This window comes from Acetobacterium carbinolicum, assembly GCF_047456275.1.
GTDB classification, from domain to species: domain Bacteria; phylum Bacillota; class Clostridia; order Eubacteriales; family Eubacteriaceae; genus Acetobacterium; species Acetobacterium carbinolicum.
Map to the genome: position 1 here is coordinate 3783293 of NZ_CP173357.1, position 15606 is coordinate 3798898.

General features: G+C 43.7%; 9 protein-coding genes and 1 pseudogene. 2 read left to right on the top strand and 8 right to left on the bottom strand.

Going from position 1 to position 15606, the window contains the following annotated elements; translation table 11 throughout:
- Window positions 1-202 precede the first annotated feature (202 nt).
- The 8 genes and pseudogenes from ACIZ62_RS17485 to ACIZ62_RS17520 form a co-directional block, all read right to left on the bottom strand.
- Window positions 203-4291, bottom strand: a complete 4089-nt coding sequence (locus ACIZ62_RS17485) for a PEP/pyruvate-binding domain-containing protein (RefSeq protein ID WP_414150779.1) — start codon at window positions 4289-4291, stop codon at window positions 203-205.
- A gap of 394 nt (window positions 4292-4685) precedes the next feature.
- Window positions 4686-5402: pseudogene (locus ACIZ62_RS17490) on the bottom strand (amino acid ABC transporter ATP-binding protein); the annotation flags it as partial.
- Window positions 5399-7687 (bottom strand): ABC transporter permease subunit, encoded by a 2289-nt coding sequence (locus tag ACIZ62_RS17495; protein ID WP_414150780.1) that lies wholly within the window; start codon window positions 7685-7687, stop codon window positions 5399-5401. The pseudogene ACIZ62_RS17490 and the gene ACIZ62_RS17495, both read right to left, overlap by 4 nt.
- A 121-nt stretch (window positions 7688-7808) precedes the next feature.
- Window positions 7809-8219, bottom strand: a complete 411-nt coding sequence (locus ACIZ62_RS17500) for an ATP-binding protein (protein ID WP_414150781.1) — start codon at window positions 8217-8219, stop codon at window positions 7809-7811.
- Window positions 8216-8818, bottom strand: a complete 603-nt coding sequence (locus ACIZ62_RS17505) for a hypothetical protein (protein WP_414150782.1) — start codon at window positions 8816-8818, stop codon at window positions 8216-8218. Before ACIZ62_RS17505 ends, ACIZ62_RS17500 begins: the two co-directional genes overlap by 4 nt.
- The gene (locus ACIZ62_RS17510; protein WP_414150783.1) at window positions 8815-9369 is read right to left on the bottom strand and encodes a hypothetical protein; all 555 of its coding nucleotides are present in this window, start codon (window positions 9367-9369) and stop codon (window positions 8815-8817) included. The genes ACIZ62_RS17505 and ACIZ62_RS17510 overlap by 4 nt, the downstream gene beginning before the upstream one ends.
- 4 nt (window positions 9370-9373) lie before the next feature.
- Window positions 9374-10996 carry a SpoIIE family protein phosphatase gene (locus ACIZ62_RS17515; protein ID WP_111888714.1) on the bottom strand — a complete coding sequence of 541 codons (1623 nt, stop codon included), beginning with the start codon at window positions 10994-10996 and terminating at the stop codon, window positions 9374-9376.
- Between the two features lie 14 nt (window positions 10997-11010).
- Window positions 11011-12738, bottom strand: coding sequence for an MATE family efflux transporter (locus tag ACIZ62_RS17520; RefSeq protein ID WP_414150784.1), 1728 nt, complete (start codon window positions 12736-12738; stop codon window positions 11011-11013).
- Window positions 12739-13561: 823 nt separating this feature from the next.
- Between ACIZ62_RS17520 and ACIZ62_RS17525 the strand changes: the two genes are divergently transcribed.
- Window positions 13562-14155 (top strand): MBL fold metallo-hydrolase, encoded by a 594-nt coding sequence (locus tag ACIZ62_RS17525; protein WP_111888712.1) that lies wholly within the window; start codon window positions 13562-13564, stop codon window positions 14153-14155.
- Window positions 14156-14209: 54 nt separating this feature from the next.
- A complete protein-coding gene (locus tag ACIZ62_RS17530; protein WP_414150785.1) occupies window positions 14210-15547 on the top strand; it encodes an MATE family efflux transporter in 1338 nt (445 codons plus the stop codon).
- Window positions 15548-15606: the final 59 nt, after the last annotated feature.

The following is a 15606-nucleotide window of genomic DNA, read 5'->3' on the forward strand; positions in this document are numbered from 1 at the left end:
TGAACTATAATAGTTGATAACGAAAATTTATTCAATCAACGCTCCGTAGAGTTTCAACAGATTATGCTGTTGCGATCACTAGCTTTGCTCTGAAAAAATTCACGATTATTTCAATGATAGTTTTCGATATAACGAAAACGATCCTACTAAATCGCATTTGTTTTCGTTATATCGTAATCTATTCTTATACTTAATCCCGGCCTTAAATCTCACCAATCTCATAATTCCCCTTGTAAATATTCCCCAGCCCGCCGTCGATGGAGATGGGATCGCCGGATTTGAAGCGATGCCCATTGATGGTACATTCTTTGGTCGAATCATTAACTTCCAGGCCCTTGCATTTAACAATACAGACCTTACCGATGCTGGCGGCTGCCACTGCGGCATGGGAGGTGACCCCGCCCTTGGCCGTAATCAGGCCGTCACAGACAAAGATGAGCGGAATATCATCGGGCACCGTATCCGGCCGCACCAGAATAATTTTTGCCTCAGGCGTGTTTCGTTTTAAACCCTCCATATCTGCCATATCAAAGGCCAGGAGTCCTGACAACACGGCGCTGCTCATGCCAATGCCGTGACCGACCAGCTCCATTTCGTTGGGTGCTGGCAAAAAGCTGAAAAAGGAGGTTTGTTTTTTCAGGTTCTGATTCCTAGTCTGCAGGATATATAAATCTTCCGGGTTATCGGATTCAAAAGTGAATTCTATTTCCTGATGAACAAAGCCATATTCTTCAATCAGCCGTCCGGCATATCGAATCAGGGCGTTATATATTTGGGGAAATCCCGACTCCAGTGACAAGCTGCTATCGCGATAATCCCGTTTTCTTTGCGACTCACTGATGGGCAAGGTATTGACCAGCCCGGAAACCACATCTTCGCCCTGACTGCAGAGGGCAAAATCGCCATAGAGATTAATCCCGGCACATCCGTTAAAAGGACTGCTGGTAAAAACTACCCCGGTGCCGGAGCGGGCCGAGCGGTTCCCCAACACCATTTTCTGAACCACCACGGCCGTGCCCCAGTCGTTAGCAATCTGCAGATGATCGCGATAGTAAACCGCACTTTGGGAAAACCAGGAGTCCAAAACCGAGCGAATCGCCTGTTTTAGCTGTTGAAACAGGTTGCTTTCGATTTCAATGCCATAGTCATTTAAAACCATTTTGTAGCCGTAAGCGATGGCTTTCATCTGGTCGGGACTAAAATTGATTTTAAGCGCCACATCCCATTGTTGTTTGTGTTCCAACATCACCCGGTCAAAAACATCTCGGTCAATGCCATAAGCCATCCCCCAACTCTGGAGAAAGCGCCGGTAACAATCCCAGGCTGTCCAACCAAAACCTTCCCGTTTGCTTAAGGCTTCGGCAATTTCATCATTCATACCGACGTTTAAAAACGTTTTCATCGCACCCGGCAAAGAAATCGACGAACCCGAGCGGATCGAGAAGAATAAGGGGTTGTCAGCGTTGCCAAAAGACTGTCCCGTGATTTCCTCAATAACCGCAATATGCTTTGCAATGCGCAAATCCATATCACGCATCATATCCGGATGGCCTTCAATCGTTTCCTTATGCCGAAACACTTCGGTAGTAATCACAAATCCTGGCGGCACATGAAATCCGTAGGTAATCAGTTTTTTTAGAAAATAAGCCTTGGCTCCCAGAAAAACCGGGTTGTCTATTTCTGCGGTGGTTTGGGTCAGCAGACTAAAGCTAATATCGGGGTCATAGGTCATCATGCTTTCAATAAAGGTGCTCGAATAGTTTTTCATCATGCTTCTAAGCCCGTTGATGGTGTCAGTGATAAAGTTATCTAAATCCTGAACCAGAAAAGCCGTGGACAGATTATCGCGCAAGAATTTCTCCGATTCCATATGATAAAACTTACGGTTGTCTCCTGCCATTTCCACCTGTTTTGAGGCAAGAATCTGGGGAATAATAACCTTCATCGGGATTTCAAAGAGATCAAAAAAGTATTCACTGATCATTTGTTTGATATCATTAGCCATGAACTGAAAAATATTGACGTACTGATGAATCGAAAAGCTGGGCGAGGCCAGCCCAAATTTAAGCATATCCAGATGGGAGTTAAACCCTTGATTGTAAATGCCATCAAGCTCCAGCCCATCCTTAAACAGCAGCAGGATCTGATAAATCTGACGAAATGTTTTTGCGGTGATGTATTCTGCATTAAAAGGCTGGGTGACCTGAGTCATCAGCTTGGCCACGGTTTTTTCGAGCCGATACATCAGACCCAGAGCGTCAAATTTGGGTTCCACATATTCGCCGTACATCGAGGGAATATCCGCCGCGATGTGCCGCTTGTAATAAATATTTTCAGTGGCTTCACTGGGATGAGGGTCCTGTATAATCAATTTAAGATGGTTCATGTGTTTATAAAACTGCCGAATCGATGCTTCCTTATCATCTTTTTTAAGGCTTTGTTTTAGTTCGGTCAAATCTCCGGTCAGGTGGGGGCTGTAACCTCTGAGCATCGCTAGAACATCATCAAATTCGAAGGAGTACTTTTCCAACAGTAAAAAATAAGCTCTGAGAAGATAAAGCACCCGTTTGACATCGAGCGATAGATCCGATCCAAACCTGTGCAACACCTCCCGAATCACGTCAATATCCAGACGGAATAGCTCGTTTGGGTTTGCTTTTAGTTCCTGGCAAAGTCGGATCATCGTTTCGTGAGGTCGGATAAACCACTTACTGTCCTGATCGAGACCTTCATAGATTTCCTGGGGAATCATCTCTTGTAACGGTTCCTTATTGCCATCATACCAGTAGGTGATGATTTTCCGAGCCAGATCGATATGGGTGTTATTGCTCTCGATGTGAATCTGTTTGCGCATAAAATGAATCAGCCGATCTTTACGCCGGGAAGCCTCATCAATGGCAGTTGTCACATCCCGAAGCTCACCCTCAGCGCCGATTTCTCGAAAATAGACCGGAAAGATACGCGCCAATTGTTTGATTTCCCGATAAACCGGCGTGATTTCACCGTTTAGCAGCCGGGTGATATCCCGCTGAAAAAGATCGGTGTCGGAAATAAAGATCCCACCAAGCTTGAGATTGACAATAAGGGCCGCCAACAGCTCCCGCATGGCCCGGGGATTTTCTTCAATTAATTCCAGCCATACCCGAATGTTTTTGACGTGATTGGAATCGATCAGAATCTGCCAATCGGTATTGAGACTCAATTTCCCCGGGTAGTTAAAACCCATCTTAATCAGCGCTTTAGTGAAGTAATCAATATTGGCAGTGTCTCCGGTGGCAATGATTTCTTTGCCCAGGGTGAGAATACAATCCAGTACGGTGCCGCCATGCTCCGCACTAAGTTCTCTAAACTCGTCCATGATGGTATTGATAAAATCGATGATATCGTTAGAATCCAGTTCATCAAAGATGTTGCGCAGATTCCGGTTGATATCATAGATCAGATGGTCGTTGAGGGTAGCCATCCCGGGCAAATGCAGCAGATAATACAAATAGTAAATCGTTTCCAGATGGGTCGGGAATTTTTCTGAGAAGCTGCGAAAATAATTAGCGATGTCATTAAAAAAAGGCTGCTGCTGCAGTGCACTCCAATCGGTGGCCTGTTGGCGCTCGGCTCTGAGTTCCTCAAAAAAGACATGGCCGATGGCCTCGATATCAGCCGCTTGCAGATGGGGAAAAAGTTTTTGCCGGGAAACAAACCACGCATCAGCCTGGGAGGTTTTATCCCAGTAATCAATGCACTGATCCAATAATTTTGCGGTTATTTCAACCAGCGTGGCGGCAAACTCTGGTTCCGCCGCTACCTTGTTTAAATGTATTTTAAATATACCGGAATTTTTAACATAAAGAAGTTCGTGCGCCGTCATGTCCGCTTTAAGGACCTCGATGCACAAAGAAATTATTGTTTTGGGATAATCATCAAGATTGGCCAGACGATCCATAAAGCGGATCAAAACCTGACTGAGTAAGACCCGTTGGCTATCTTTTAGTTTGGAACGCAGCACTGAGCGGATCATCTCCACCAGTACTGTGAAAGCCTTTTCGGATTCTTCAAGCTCGTAGTAGAGCCAGAGATCGCCAAGACAAATGGTCTGCAGCGACTCAATGACATAGCGATTGTTGCGATACTTATGATTGAGCTCAACCAAAAATTCCTGGGTGCGCTTATGAATCCCCCAGTACTCTTTTGATAACTCGCCGAACCATAGCTGAATCTCCGGGATCTCGGTGACACTTTCCCGGGTCTGATTAAGATTGGCCTCTAAAGCCTTGGAAGAAAACACGTTCGCCATTTTTCTATCCCCCTGATTACAATCGATTTAGTTAAATAATTATCTTCACCCTATTTCGGCCCGCCTCATTGGTAACGGTAACGGATTTGGCATATGTATTAATAATCGCCAGTGATAGTTCGTTTTCCTCTGCCTTTTCCAGTTCATAGGCATCCCCTTCAAAGCTGGCCTTAATGGTGATCTCACCGTTTAAATCTGAATACTCCACCAAAAGTGCAACGCTGGCCTTGGGAAACGCCCGCAGCAGGATCGCGAGGACCAGCTCCTCACAAACCAGTTGGACATTCATAATCTGACGATCGGTAAACATCTGCTTTTTAAGGAAGGTTTCGATTCTGGCATTAAGTTCATAGAGATCAAAGCCGCTGCCCGCGGCGATATATTCAAAGGATGAAATTTTCCGGATAAACGCCCGGGTCTTGGCCTTCTTGGGATGATCAAAAATTTCTGCTGGTGTTCCATCTTCGTAAATTCCCTTTTCGTCCATATAAAACACCCGGCTGGAAACATCGCGGGCAAACTTCATCTCATGGGTTACGATCATCATCGTCATCCCGCTTGACGCCAGTTTACGGATAACCCCCAGTACTTCACTGACCATCGTGGGATCCAGGGCTGAGGTGGGTTCATCAAACAAAACAATCTCTGGTTTCATCGCCAGAGTTCTGGCAATCGCCGCCCGCTGTTTCTGGCCACCGGATAATTCGTCAGGGAAGGCCAGGGCTTTTGACCGCAGCCCGACCATTTCCAGATAAGCCAGCCCTTCATCATAGGCTTGTTGCCGGGGCATTTTTAATAAATTAACCGGCCCCAGCATCAGGTTTTCAATAATCATCAGATGGGAAAAGAGGTTGAAAGACTGAAACACCATTCCCATTTTCTGGCGCAGTCCTGAAACATCGGCATTTTTAGCCAGGATGTTCTGGCCATCAATGACGATCTCGCCACTTGTCGGGGTTTCCAGCAAATTGATGCAGCGCAAAAAGGTTGACTTGCCGCAGCCTGATGGTCCGATGATCGAAATCACTTCGCCTTCTTTTATCTCGGTGCTGATGCCCTTAAGCACCGCCAATTCTCCAAAGTTTTTGGACAAACCATTAATTGTTATCATTCTGCCACCTCCGCTACACTCACTTCCGGATCGATAATCGCTTTGACCACCCGTTTCCGGCGTTTAGGATCAATCGAAACTTCAATTTTTCCCAGCACGATAATAAACAGGTAAGTGATCACAAAATAAATAAAGGCGGTCACAAAGAGCGGGAAAAAAGCATCAAAGGTTCGGCTCCTGATAATATCTGTCATCTTGGTCAAATCTTGAATGGCAATATAGCCGACGACCGAGGTCATTTTTACCATACTGATAAATTCGCCCTTAAAAATCGGCAGAATGTGACGCAGTGCCTGGGGTAAGGTAACCTTAAAAAAGCTGGATACCCTGGCAAATCCCAACGCGTAGGCCGCCTCCAGTTGACCCTTGTCGGTGGCATCGATGGCAGTCCTGAAGATCTCGGCCGAATAGGCGGCAAAGTTAATCGAGAAACCCACCACGGCGATGAGAATCGGGGCAATATCCACTGACGCAAACAAAATATAATAAAGAATCATCAGGGTTAAGACAATCGGTACCCCCTGAATCAGCCGGATATAAACAATCGCCAGCCCGGATACAATCTTTACCCGGGACTTGCGCATCGCACAGACTACTGCTCCCAGAACGCTGCCAAACAATAGTGACAACATCGAAATAACAATGGTTGTCCACAACCCCTGCAAAATCAGCTTATAGCGATCTTCGACAACAAATGTTTTATTAAAGCTATCCTGAAGCGAGGTAAAAAAAACGGTCAAGAATGAACCCGCAGTAGCGGTACTGTCAGTGGAGACTTTATTTTTAACGAGGGCCACGGCACGATCTGATTTAAGCGGCGTCAGGAATCGGATCGACGCTGCCCGTTCCGGTGTATAGGCCAGGTAGAAAGCCAGATCAATCTTGCCCGCGGTAATGCTGGGGATAATGGCTGAAAAATCCATCGTCTTAACGTCTAAGCTCATTCCCAGTTTGGCCGCCAGGATTCTGGCCAGATCGACTTCCAACCCCACCAGCTCATTGTCTTTATAATAAGAATAAGGATAATCATCACCGAGAACGCCAGCGACCAAGGTACCCTTTTCGCCGGTCAAGGTAACTGGTGTCAGCACCTTTTGGGCCTCATCACTGCCCATCCATTTTTTTGTCAAGGCATCCAATGAACCATCGGTGATCATGCTTTTCACCACCGCATCCAGCTTGTCCCCGAGCTCGGTGTTTGTTTTGCTCATCCCAATCGATGCCGAGTTATCCGCATATGGGGGTAAGGCCAGCAGGTCAGGATTTTGTTCGATAATTTCAGCCACCTTGGATTCACTCGTTAGCATCGCATCAATCCGATCCGCTTTCAGGGCTTCTGTCATCGCTGAAAAATCGTTAAATTCATATTCCATGGAATCATACAATGGACGAAAATTATCAATGTGCACCATGCCGGTAATAAAGCCCACCCGTTTGCCATTAAGCTCATCATTGGTGGCAATAGTGCTGTTTTCCGCTTCTATATTTCCCGAAAACATGCTTTTTCGTACCATCACGCTGTTGTGAAGCACCACATAGGCATCACTGTAAAGGACTTCCTGTCCCCGTTCGTCGGTTTTAAAAAAGTCAGAGATAATAATATCGCCTTTGCCGCTTTGCAGCGCCGGAATCATCGCGGCATAATCCATGGTAATGATTTCATAATCAAAGTTGGCGTAATTGGCGAAGCGCTCGATAAACTCAATATCGTAACCGGTGAGCTCGCCATTTTCGTAGTAATTCATCGGTTCGGTCATGCCGTTGGTAATAATTGTCAGCTTCTTTTCCGGGTTCTGGGGTTTGGGAATATCGGGCATCACGCCACCAATGTTCTCAATCCAGCGGGTCACCATTTCGTCGGCAGTTCCATCCTGATGAATCCGTTTAATAAAAGCATTAACCTGGTCATTAAGCCCCGTATCACTCAACCTGACCACAGCAGCGATTTCAATATTGCCCAGTTCCTCGGGCAGCTTGACCAGATCGGGATTGCTGAGCAGAATACGATCAACCCCTGAGCTGTCATAAATGACCGCGGTGGCCTTGCCACTTTTAAGGGCCGCCACCCCATCAATAAATTGGGTAAAATAAGAGATTTCGGCATTGGGCATAAACTCTTTAGCCACTTCTTCTGGTGGCGTTCCTTCCGGAACGCCGATGATATAGCCGGCCTGGTTTAAATCACTGGTACTGTCAATTTTCGCTTCATCCGCGGCTGAACAACCACCGAACAATACAATTATAAACCCTAGCATTAAGGCCAAAAGCTTCTGTCTATTGGGCATTATCCCCTCCTCAATTCTATCCTCTTTTGCCGCTAACACTGGTGCATCGGGATCAAACCCCTTCGCTATAATCTTTTTATAATCACAATCCAACATCTTCCTTATCACTTTGTTTAATAACCTAACTTACATATTTTTTTATTGTTAAAATGTTTTTATTTTCTTCAAAACGATAGTCCACCTCATCCATGGTTTTTTTAACCATCAGCACACCTAAACCACCGATTTGGCGCTCTTCAGCTGTCAATGTAATGTCCGGATCCGGGTTATTAAGGGGATTGAATGGTTTTCCACAGTCAATAAACTGTATTTCCACCAGCAACGGGTCACCATAGGCGTCAAATTGAATGATCACCTTGCCATCATCCGGAGCATAGGCATAGTGGGCAATGTTTGTATATATTTCTTCTACCGCCAAATCAACTTGAAAGATCATTTTCATATCGGCTCCAGCTGCCTCCAGTTCGGCATCGATAAATTCAAGAATCCTAGATAAATTTTCTGTAGATGCATCAACGGTTAATTTCTTCATACGCTCTGATCTCCTTTACTGTTGGTTAACAAATCCACCGGGACCCCCATCACATCAATCGTTTTAATGGAATGAAATCCAAGTCGCTCGTAAAAATTCTTATTGTCCGTGATGTTGCTGTTTTCTAAATAAATGGGACATTCGCTAAACTTTTTAATATCATATTCCATCAGCACCCGGCCCGCCCCTTTCATCACAGAGCCAAGCATAAAGATATAATGGTGTTCTTTATTATAATGATAGCGCTCAGTGATCAGAGCTTCATTTTTTACCATAATCAAACTTTTAACCTGCGCAAGCATTAGAAATTTGATGAGTTCTCCCAACATACCACTGACTAGGGCCATGCGGATACTAAAAAACGGTCTGCCTTTATGATTCCAAATGGAAGCACCGACTACTTTATCATCAACAACCGCCACATGAATTTCACCATTGCGATTGTAGTAATTGACCATTAGCTTGATATATCGGCAAAGATCCTTTTCATTTTGAAACACGGTTCGGTAGAGGGGGTCATTCTTAAAGGCGTGGCACAACACATCAGTCGCCTTTTTCAGGTTATTTTTGTCGAGCTTTCTGTCCCATATGGTTATCATAAGCACCCCAAGAACGTCTCTTTACTTATTTCAAAAAGTGTCGCCTTGTCATTGGACCAGATCAACTTCCCGCCAAGAGATACCATATTGTTAATACCATCAGAAGTTATTGCGAAAGCGATAATTTTCCCAAGCGCATAGCCTTCTGCATGTTTTTTCTTCAAATAACCCCTGATTGAATCCACTAATAAATATGAAACGCCCTGATGACGAAAAGCTTGCTCGACAACAATATCAAACAAGAGAATATCGTTATTCCTTCCTTTTTCCAAGGGAACGACATCTGTATCATTAAGATTATCATCAATATACTCCCGGTTGTCGGCCGCCCGTTGATAAATACTCGAATCCACACTAAAAAAGCTGGTAAAACCAATTAGCATATCACCAGAAAATGCCGCAATCAAACCGTCTTTAAATTTCAAAAACCGTTTTTCGGCCATCCCTTCATTAGATATTATGCTATCTCCGAAAATTTTACGATCCAAATCAATTATCGCTTCAAAGTCCTGCCTCGACAAACACTCGCCCTGCTTTATCCTAATATCCATGCCACTACTCCTCAAGCTTAAACCCGAGCATAGTGATATCATCAAACTGCGGTTCGGTATCGGCAAATTCGTCTACATCCGCTAAAATATCGGCGCACAGTGATTTAATATCATGCTCGTCTTTTGAAGCAACCAATGTTTTCAGGCGTTCCAGTCCATAAAACTCATTTTTGGTATTATTCGCCTCGGGAATCCCATCAGTATAGAGATAGATAATATCCCCTTTTTCGATTTGCGATTCATTCATCTTATATTTAGCCGTTTCCATGCCAGCACAAACAAATCCTTTCTTACCAGTAAGCATTTCAACGGTGCCATCTTTTTTCCAGATAATTGCCGGGTCATGTCCGGCATCGCACCACTGGAAGACCCCAGTTTTGACATTAATAATGGCAATCAGCAAGGTCACAAACATACCCTGTTCATTGTTGTTGCACAGACTAACATTAGCTTCGGTCATGACCTCATCGACAGGCAGGCGCCTGAGTACCAGGTCTTTTACGGTCGCTTTGGTCATCGCCATAAACAAAGCCGCCGGAACCCCTTTTCCGGAAACATCGCCAATGGTGATACAGAAGTGATCATCATCCACGAAAAAGAAGTCATAAAAGTCGCCGCCCACATCTTTCGCCGCCCGCATCGAGGCATAAAGGGTGAACTCGTTTCTGTCAGGATATAAAAAATTCCGGGGCAGCATGCCTTCCTGAATCAGGGTGGCAATCCGCAACTCGGTTTCAATCCGCTCCCGTTCAGACGTGACGCTAGTCAATTCTTTGATATAACGGATAATATCACTGGTCATCTTGTTAAAGGCTTCGGCCAGAATTTCGATTTCATCACCGGTTCGTACTTCGATATTCAAAGCCACAATCTCATTGAGGTTATCATCGATGTTGGTATTGACAAAATCGGTGGCATTATCAACAATCACCTGTAATGGATCGATAATCGATTTGTTAAGAAATAGCAGATAAATGGTGATAAATAAAATTAGGATCAGTGCCGCAACAAAAGAAACCAGAATAATATAATTACTAAGAGTCGAATTAATATCTTTCATGGACATATCTGCCCCAATAATCAAAGTCGGATTCCCTTCTGCATCTTTTAACACATGAACTGCAGAAATCAGATATCCGAACTCACTTTCATTCGTGATAATGGTCTTTGATTTCTCAGAACCGATAAAATATTGATTAGCAGCATCAATATCTTCTTGTGGGTAATAGTCTGTTCCCAGAAAATCACCAAGAACAAAATGACCTGCCGTCCCCGGTTTGGTTCCCTGCCCAAAAACTTTAAACCCTTGTTCAATTGGGACATAGGCATAAAGGAATTCCAAGTGGTTCTGTTCCTGGATGACCTGCAGCTCTTTAATGAACAATTCATAATCAGAATCGGTCTGGCCCGTTTCATAATACTGGTTGACCTTGTCTACCGGAGCAAAGGATGAAGCGGTTTTCACGAGTGATGTGATGTTTTCTTCATAGCGTTTAAACATGGAATCCCGATAACTGAAATAGGAAACCAGCACAATCACCAATGATAACACCAGTGCCAGAATCATACTGGCTGAGGCAAACTTAGTTTTTAAACTGATTCGACGAATGCTCTTTTGTTCTTTCATACATGCCACCTTTTCTATAAAATAATAAGCAAATTGTTAAATACCAGGGTTCGGTTATAGGCAAATGATTTTGCCTTTTTGCGTACAATTGATACACCCAGATAATCAAGCCCTTCATCCGGTTTTTCCGGTTCTTCAAAAGGATTGTAGCTGGTGCTGTCATCCCTGAGCCGAATATAGATGTCCTCTTCAAATAGAGCAATTTTTATATGGATATAATGCGATTTCCCATCACTAAATCCAAAATTAATTATATTAGTTGCCAATTCTTCAATGGTCAGGTTGATAAAATAAGCGTTCCTGCTATCAATATCAAGCCGTTCGCAGAAAGCTTCAATCTCAACCACACAATTTTCGAGCTCTTTAATGTCAGAAGAAAGCGTTGTTTCATATAGTTTATCCTTCGCGATAATCGGTTCCCTAAACAATAAAATATTTCGGTACCCGCCCTGTTTCTTGATAACCAGTGCCGCAATGAGCAGGATCACCATGGTTGCCGTTTCCGCCGCTACCATTGCCAATGCTGTTCCGAGCACTCCAAAAACCGGAATAAACCAGGCCGAAAAGGCAACCAGCAGCAATAGCCCCCGCATAAAGTAAATCAGCCCCGCCAGAGACGGCCGCTTAATGGTCTGGTAAAAGTGTGCCATGATGCAGTTAAAGCAGGTTTGTACTACCCCGAAGGCAAAGATGCGGATGGTCTGAGCTACCAGCGGCAGATTGTCCGCCACCCCAAACATCGACGCAATCGGTTCTGCGAAGATCAGCAAAGCCAGGGCACATGAAGCACTAAGTAAAACTGCCGTCTTTAAGGACAGGCCCATGGTGTTATAAACACCTTCAGTATCCTTCTCCCCGGCAAACGTTGCGACCAGTGGTGCCAGAGCCAACGAAATACCATCAAATATGGCATAAGCAAATAATGATACGTTAAAAAGGATATTATAGACACCCAATCCCCCGCCCCCCGCGGTTACACTGAGTAAATTATTAATAACGATCAAGGTGATCCCCTGATAAATAAAGGCCGATGCAATCCCAAAGCCCCCCTGAAAAAGCTGAGCGCCGGCTTTGGGACTCAGGGAAGTCCGACTCAATTTAAGGTGATTATGCTTTTTAAAAAAGTGCAGTGAATAGATGAAAACCGCACACAGCTGTCCGATAATCATAGCGAGCGCCCCACCAAACACACCCATCTTCAGTCCAAAGATGAAAATCAGATCCAAAACCAGATTTACCGCCACCGAGACACCAATCCCCAGAGTCGACAAAAATGGATCGGCGTCACTGCGAATCAGCAACGACATCACCGGAGCCAGAATAAATATCGGTGCCATGACTACAATCGGCCACATATAATCCCTGGCACTAGCAATTCCCGCCCCTCCGGTAAGAGCAATAATGGTCGGCAGAAAGAGGCTTCCCAATACCGCAATAATAACTCCCACTGCCGCTGCAAAAACCATTGCTTGAGTAAAATAAGATCGAACCCCATCTCTATCCTCAGCGCCAATGGACTCGGAAACTCTCAGTGATCCACCAACCCCAAAGGCGTAACCGAACAGGTTATAAACCGCGTATATCGGCATTGAAACGGCCAGTACTGACAAACCAACTGCACCAAAAGCATTCCCCAGAATGATAGCATCGACAAAGGTTCCCAGCACTACCCCAGCCGAAGAAAGGATACTGTTGATAACAAATATACGAAAAGCCTTGTTAACAAAATGTTGATTATTCATGATGCCTTCTCTCCACGTCCTACTTTTTCAGTTTTAGTAAACTAATCCCAGGGGGACAACTAATCGATTGATTATCAAATAATTACGTTGCTAAAATATCACCCAATTAAAAAAAAAGTTATACGTGGTTATTATAGCATATATTATTCATGGGATGCTCAAGATTTATTTAATTAATTGGAACGTTTTCAAAAATTTTATGACAATGAAGCTCTCGTTTTGACATAAAAAAAGCCTGAACCTAATCAGACTTTTCTCACTCATTTTTTATTGAAAAAATCAACCCTTCAATCATTTTATTGGCATCACCCAAACTTCCATCTTCGTTATCTTCGGGTCATGACTGGCATAGCGTTCAATTGTAAAGGGCATGGTTGCTAAGTGATGCTTGGATAACCAGGTTGCAAATAAATATTTATGTGCCTTATACACTACATCCATGTATATTAGAATTTCTTAATTAATTCTTAACTTAGAACCATTTCAAGACATTTTTAAGCATTGGCATATATATTATAAACATACAAAGCATCATCAAACACTTAAACTATCCTAACCTTTCATGAAAGCAACGGTCTTATCGAAGAGCCGTTGTTTTTATTTTTTGTTTCTCCTTCTAAGCTTTAATACTGCCACTTTTCCTCATGCCAATCTTAATCTCTCCGCTTATATCGGCTTATTCTTCTTAAATTCCTTTGACAAAATCAATTCATGGTTATAAACTAAAATCAACAAAATTAAATTATGATGCTGAATCAACATTTAATCGCGACTATTTAAGTAAGTAAATTGATCAAACAAAATTTATTGAAGGAGAAATTAAATGGGAAAATTATTCTATCAAGGCCATGGCAGTTATCGGCTTGTCACCGATCAGGGCATCGTACTCTACGTTGATCCATTTGCTGGGGAAGGCTACGATCTTCCTGCTGATATTGCCCTGATAACCCATGAACATCCCGATCATAACAATTTATCATTATTACAGCAACATCAGGGGTGTGTAGTTGTCCGACCGGAAACCATTCTGATAAACGGTAATTATGGAACCCGGACTATTCATGAAGTTGCTATCCAGGCCGTACCGGCCTATAATTCCGGGCATGACAAAAACAAGTGTGTGGGCTATGTGATTGAGCTTGATGGCGTTAAAATTTATGCTTCCGGTGATACTTCCACCACCGACTATATGAAAGACGTTTTATCTAAAGAAAAACTTGACTATGCCTTGTTGCCGACTGATGGCTTTTATAATATGGATCCCAAGGAAGCCTCCGACTGTGCAGCAGTCATCGGTGCCGTCCATACTATCCCCATTCATATGAAACCGGGTGCTTTGTTTGATCGTAAAATTGCCGAAGCCTTTGTGGCTGAAGGCCGCCTGATTTTAGAACCCAATGACGAAATAATACTGTAGTTTTCTGGAGGTAGACCAATCAAATATATCATCAAAGATAAATCCTTTTATAAAATGGTGGCTGCTATTGCCATTCCGATCACCTTACAAAGCCTCATTACCATTGGCATTAACATGACCGATACAATAATGGTGGGGGCGCTGGGAGAACTGCCCTTGTCTGGTGCTTCCCTGGCCAATCAGTTCATTATGGTTTTTCAGATCTGTTGCATGGGGATTGGCATGGGTGCCTCTGTACTCACCTCTCGTTTCTGGGGAATGAAAAACCCTGATGCCTTAAAAAAATCAATTACCATTATGTTCCGCATCTGCATTGGTTTTGCTTTGCTTTTTTCATTGGTGACCTTTTTTGTTCCTGAAGCGATCATGCGTATCTATACGACCGATCCAGAAATTATCCAAGAAGGTACGCGTTATTTTAAATGGGCAGTTCCCTGCTATTTGCTTTTAGGACTCTCGCTGACATCCACCATTGTACTACGAAGTGTCGGTCAAGTTCGACTCCCTTTAGTTTCATCGATTTTTGCATTTATCATCAATATTTTCTTTAACTACCTGTTTATCTTTGGCAATTTGGGAGCCCCCCGGATGGGTATTGAGGGTTCTGCCCTATCAACATTAATTGCCAGAATTTTTGAGTTTTCGTTTATTTGCGGTTATCTATTTTTTATTGACAAAAAAATCCGTTATCGCCTCTTTCATCTCTTTATGCGATGTCGGGATATCTTAAGGGAATACATTAACATCGCTATTCCGGTTTTGATCAGTGATGTTTTACTCGCCCTTGGCAATAATGCTGTGGCGATGGTGATTGGACGGTTAGGCGTCAGTTTTGTTTCTGCTAATGCCATCACGATGGTTCTTCAGCAACTGAGTACGGTGCTTATCCAGGGGATTGCCAACGCCAGTGCTATTATCACAGGTCACACCCTGGGGCGGGGTGATGAGGAAACTGCTCAGCAGCAAGGCGTCACCTTTTTATATCTGGGCATCGCCATCGGCCTCTGTAGTGCTATGCTTATCTGGATCACCAGCAAACCGATGATTGGTCTCTACAACCTGACCCCAGAGACTCAACAAATTGCGGCTCAACTAATGTTTGCCATCGGTTTTATTGTTATTTTTCAATCGACCAACAGTATCCTGACCAAGGGGGTTCTTCGCGGCGGTGGAGACACCCGATTTTTAATGGTGGCGGATATTATCTTCTTATGGGCTGCCTCGGTTCCGCTTGGAGCAATGGCTGGTTTCGTCTGGCATTTACCGGCATTTTGGATCTATACGCTACTGAAAATTGACCAGATTATCAAAGCGATCTGGTGTATCTATCGATTGAAGAGCCGAAAATGGATTAAAAGAATCGCAACTTATCCTTTGAATCAAGATCAGTAAAATAACATTTACTGTGCTTTTCAAAGTTGCTCAACTTGACCAAATTTATTAATAGTCAT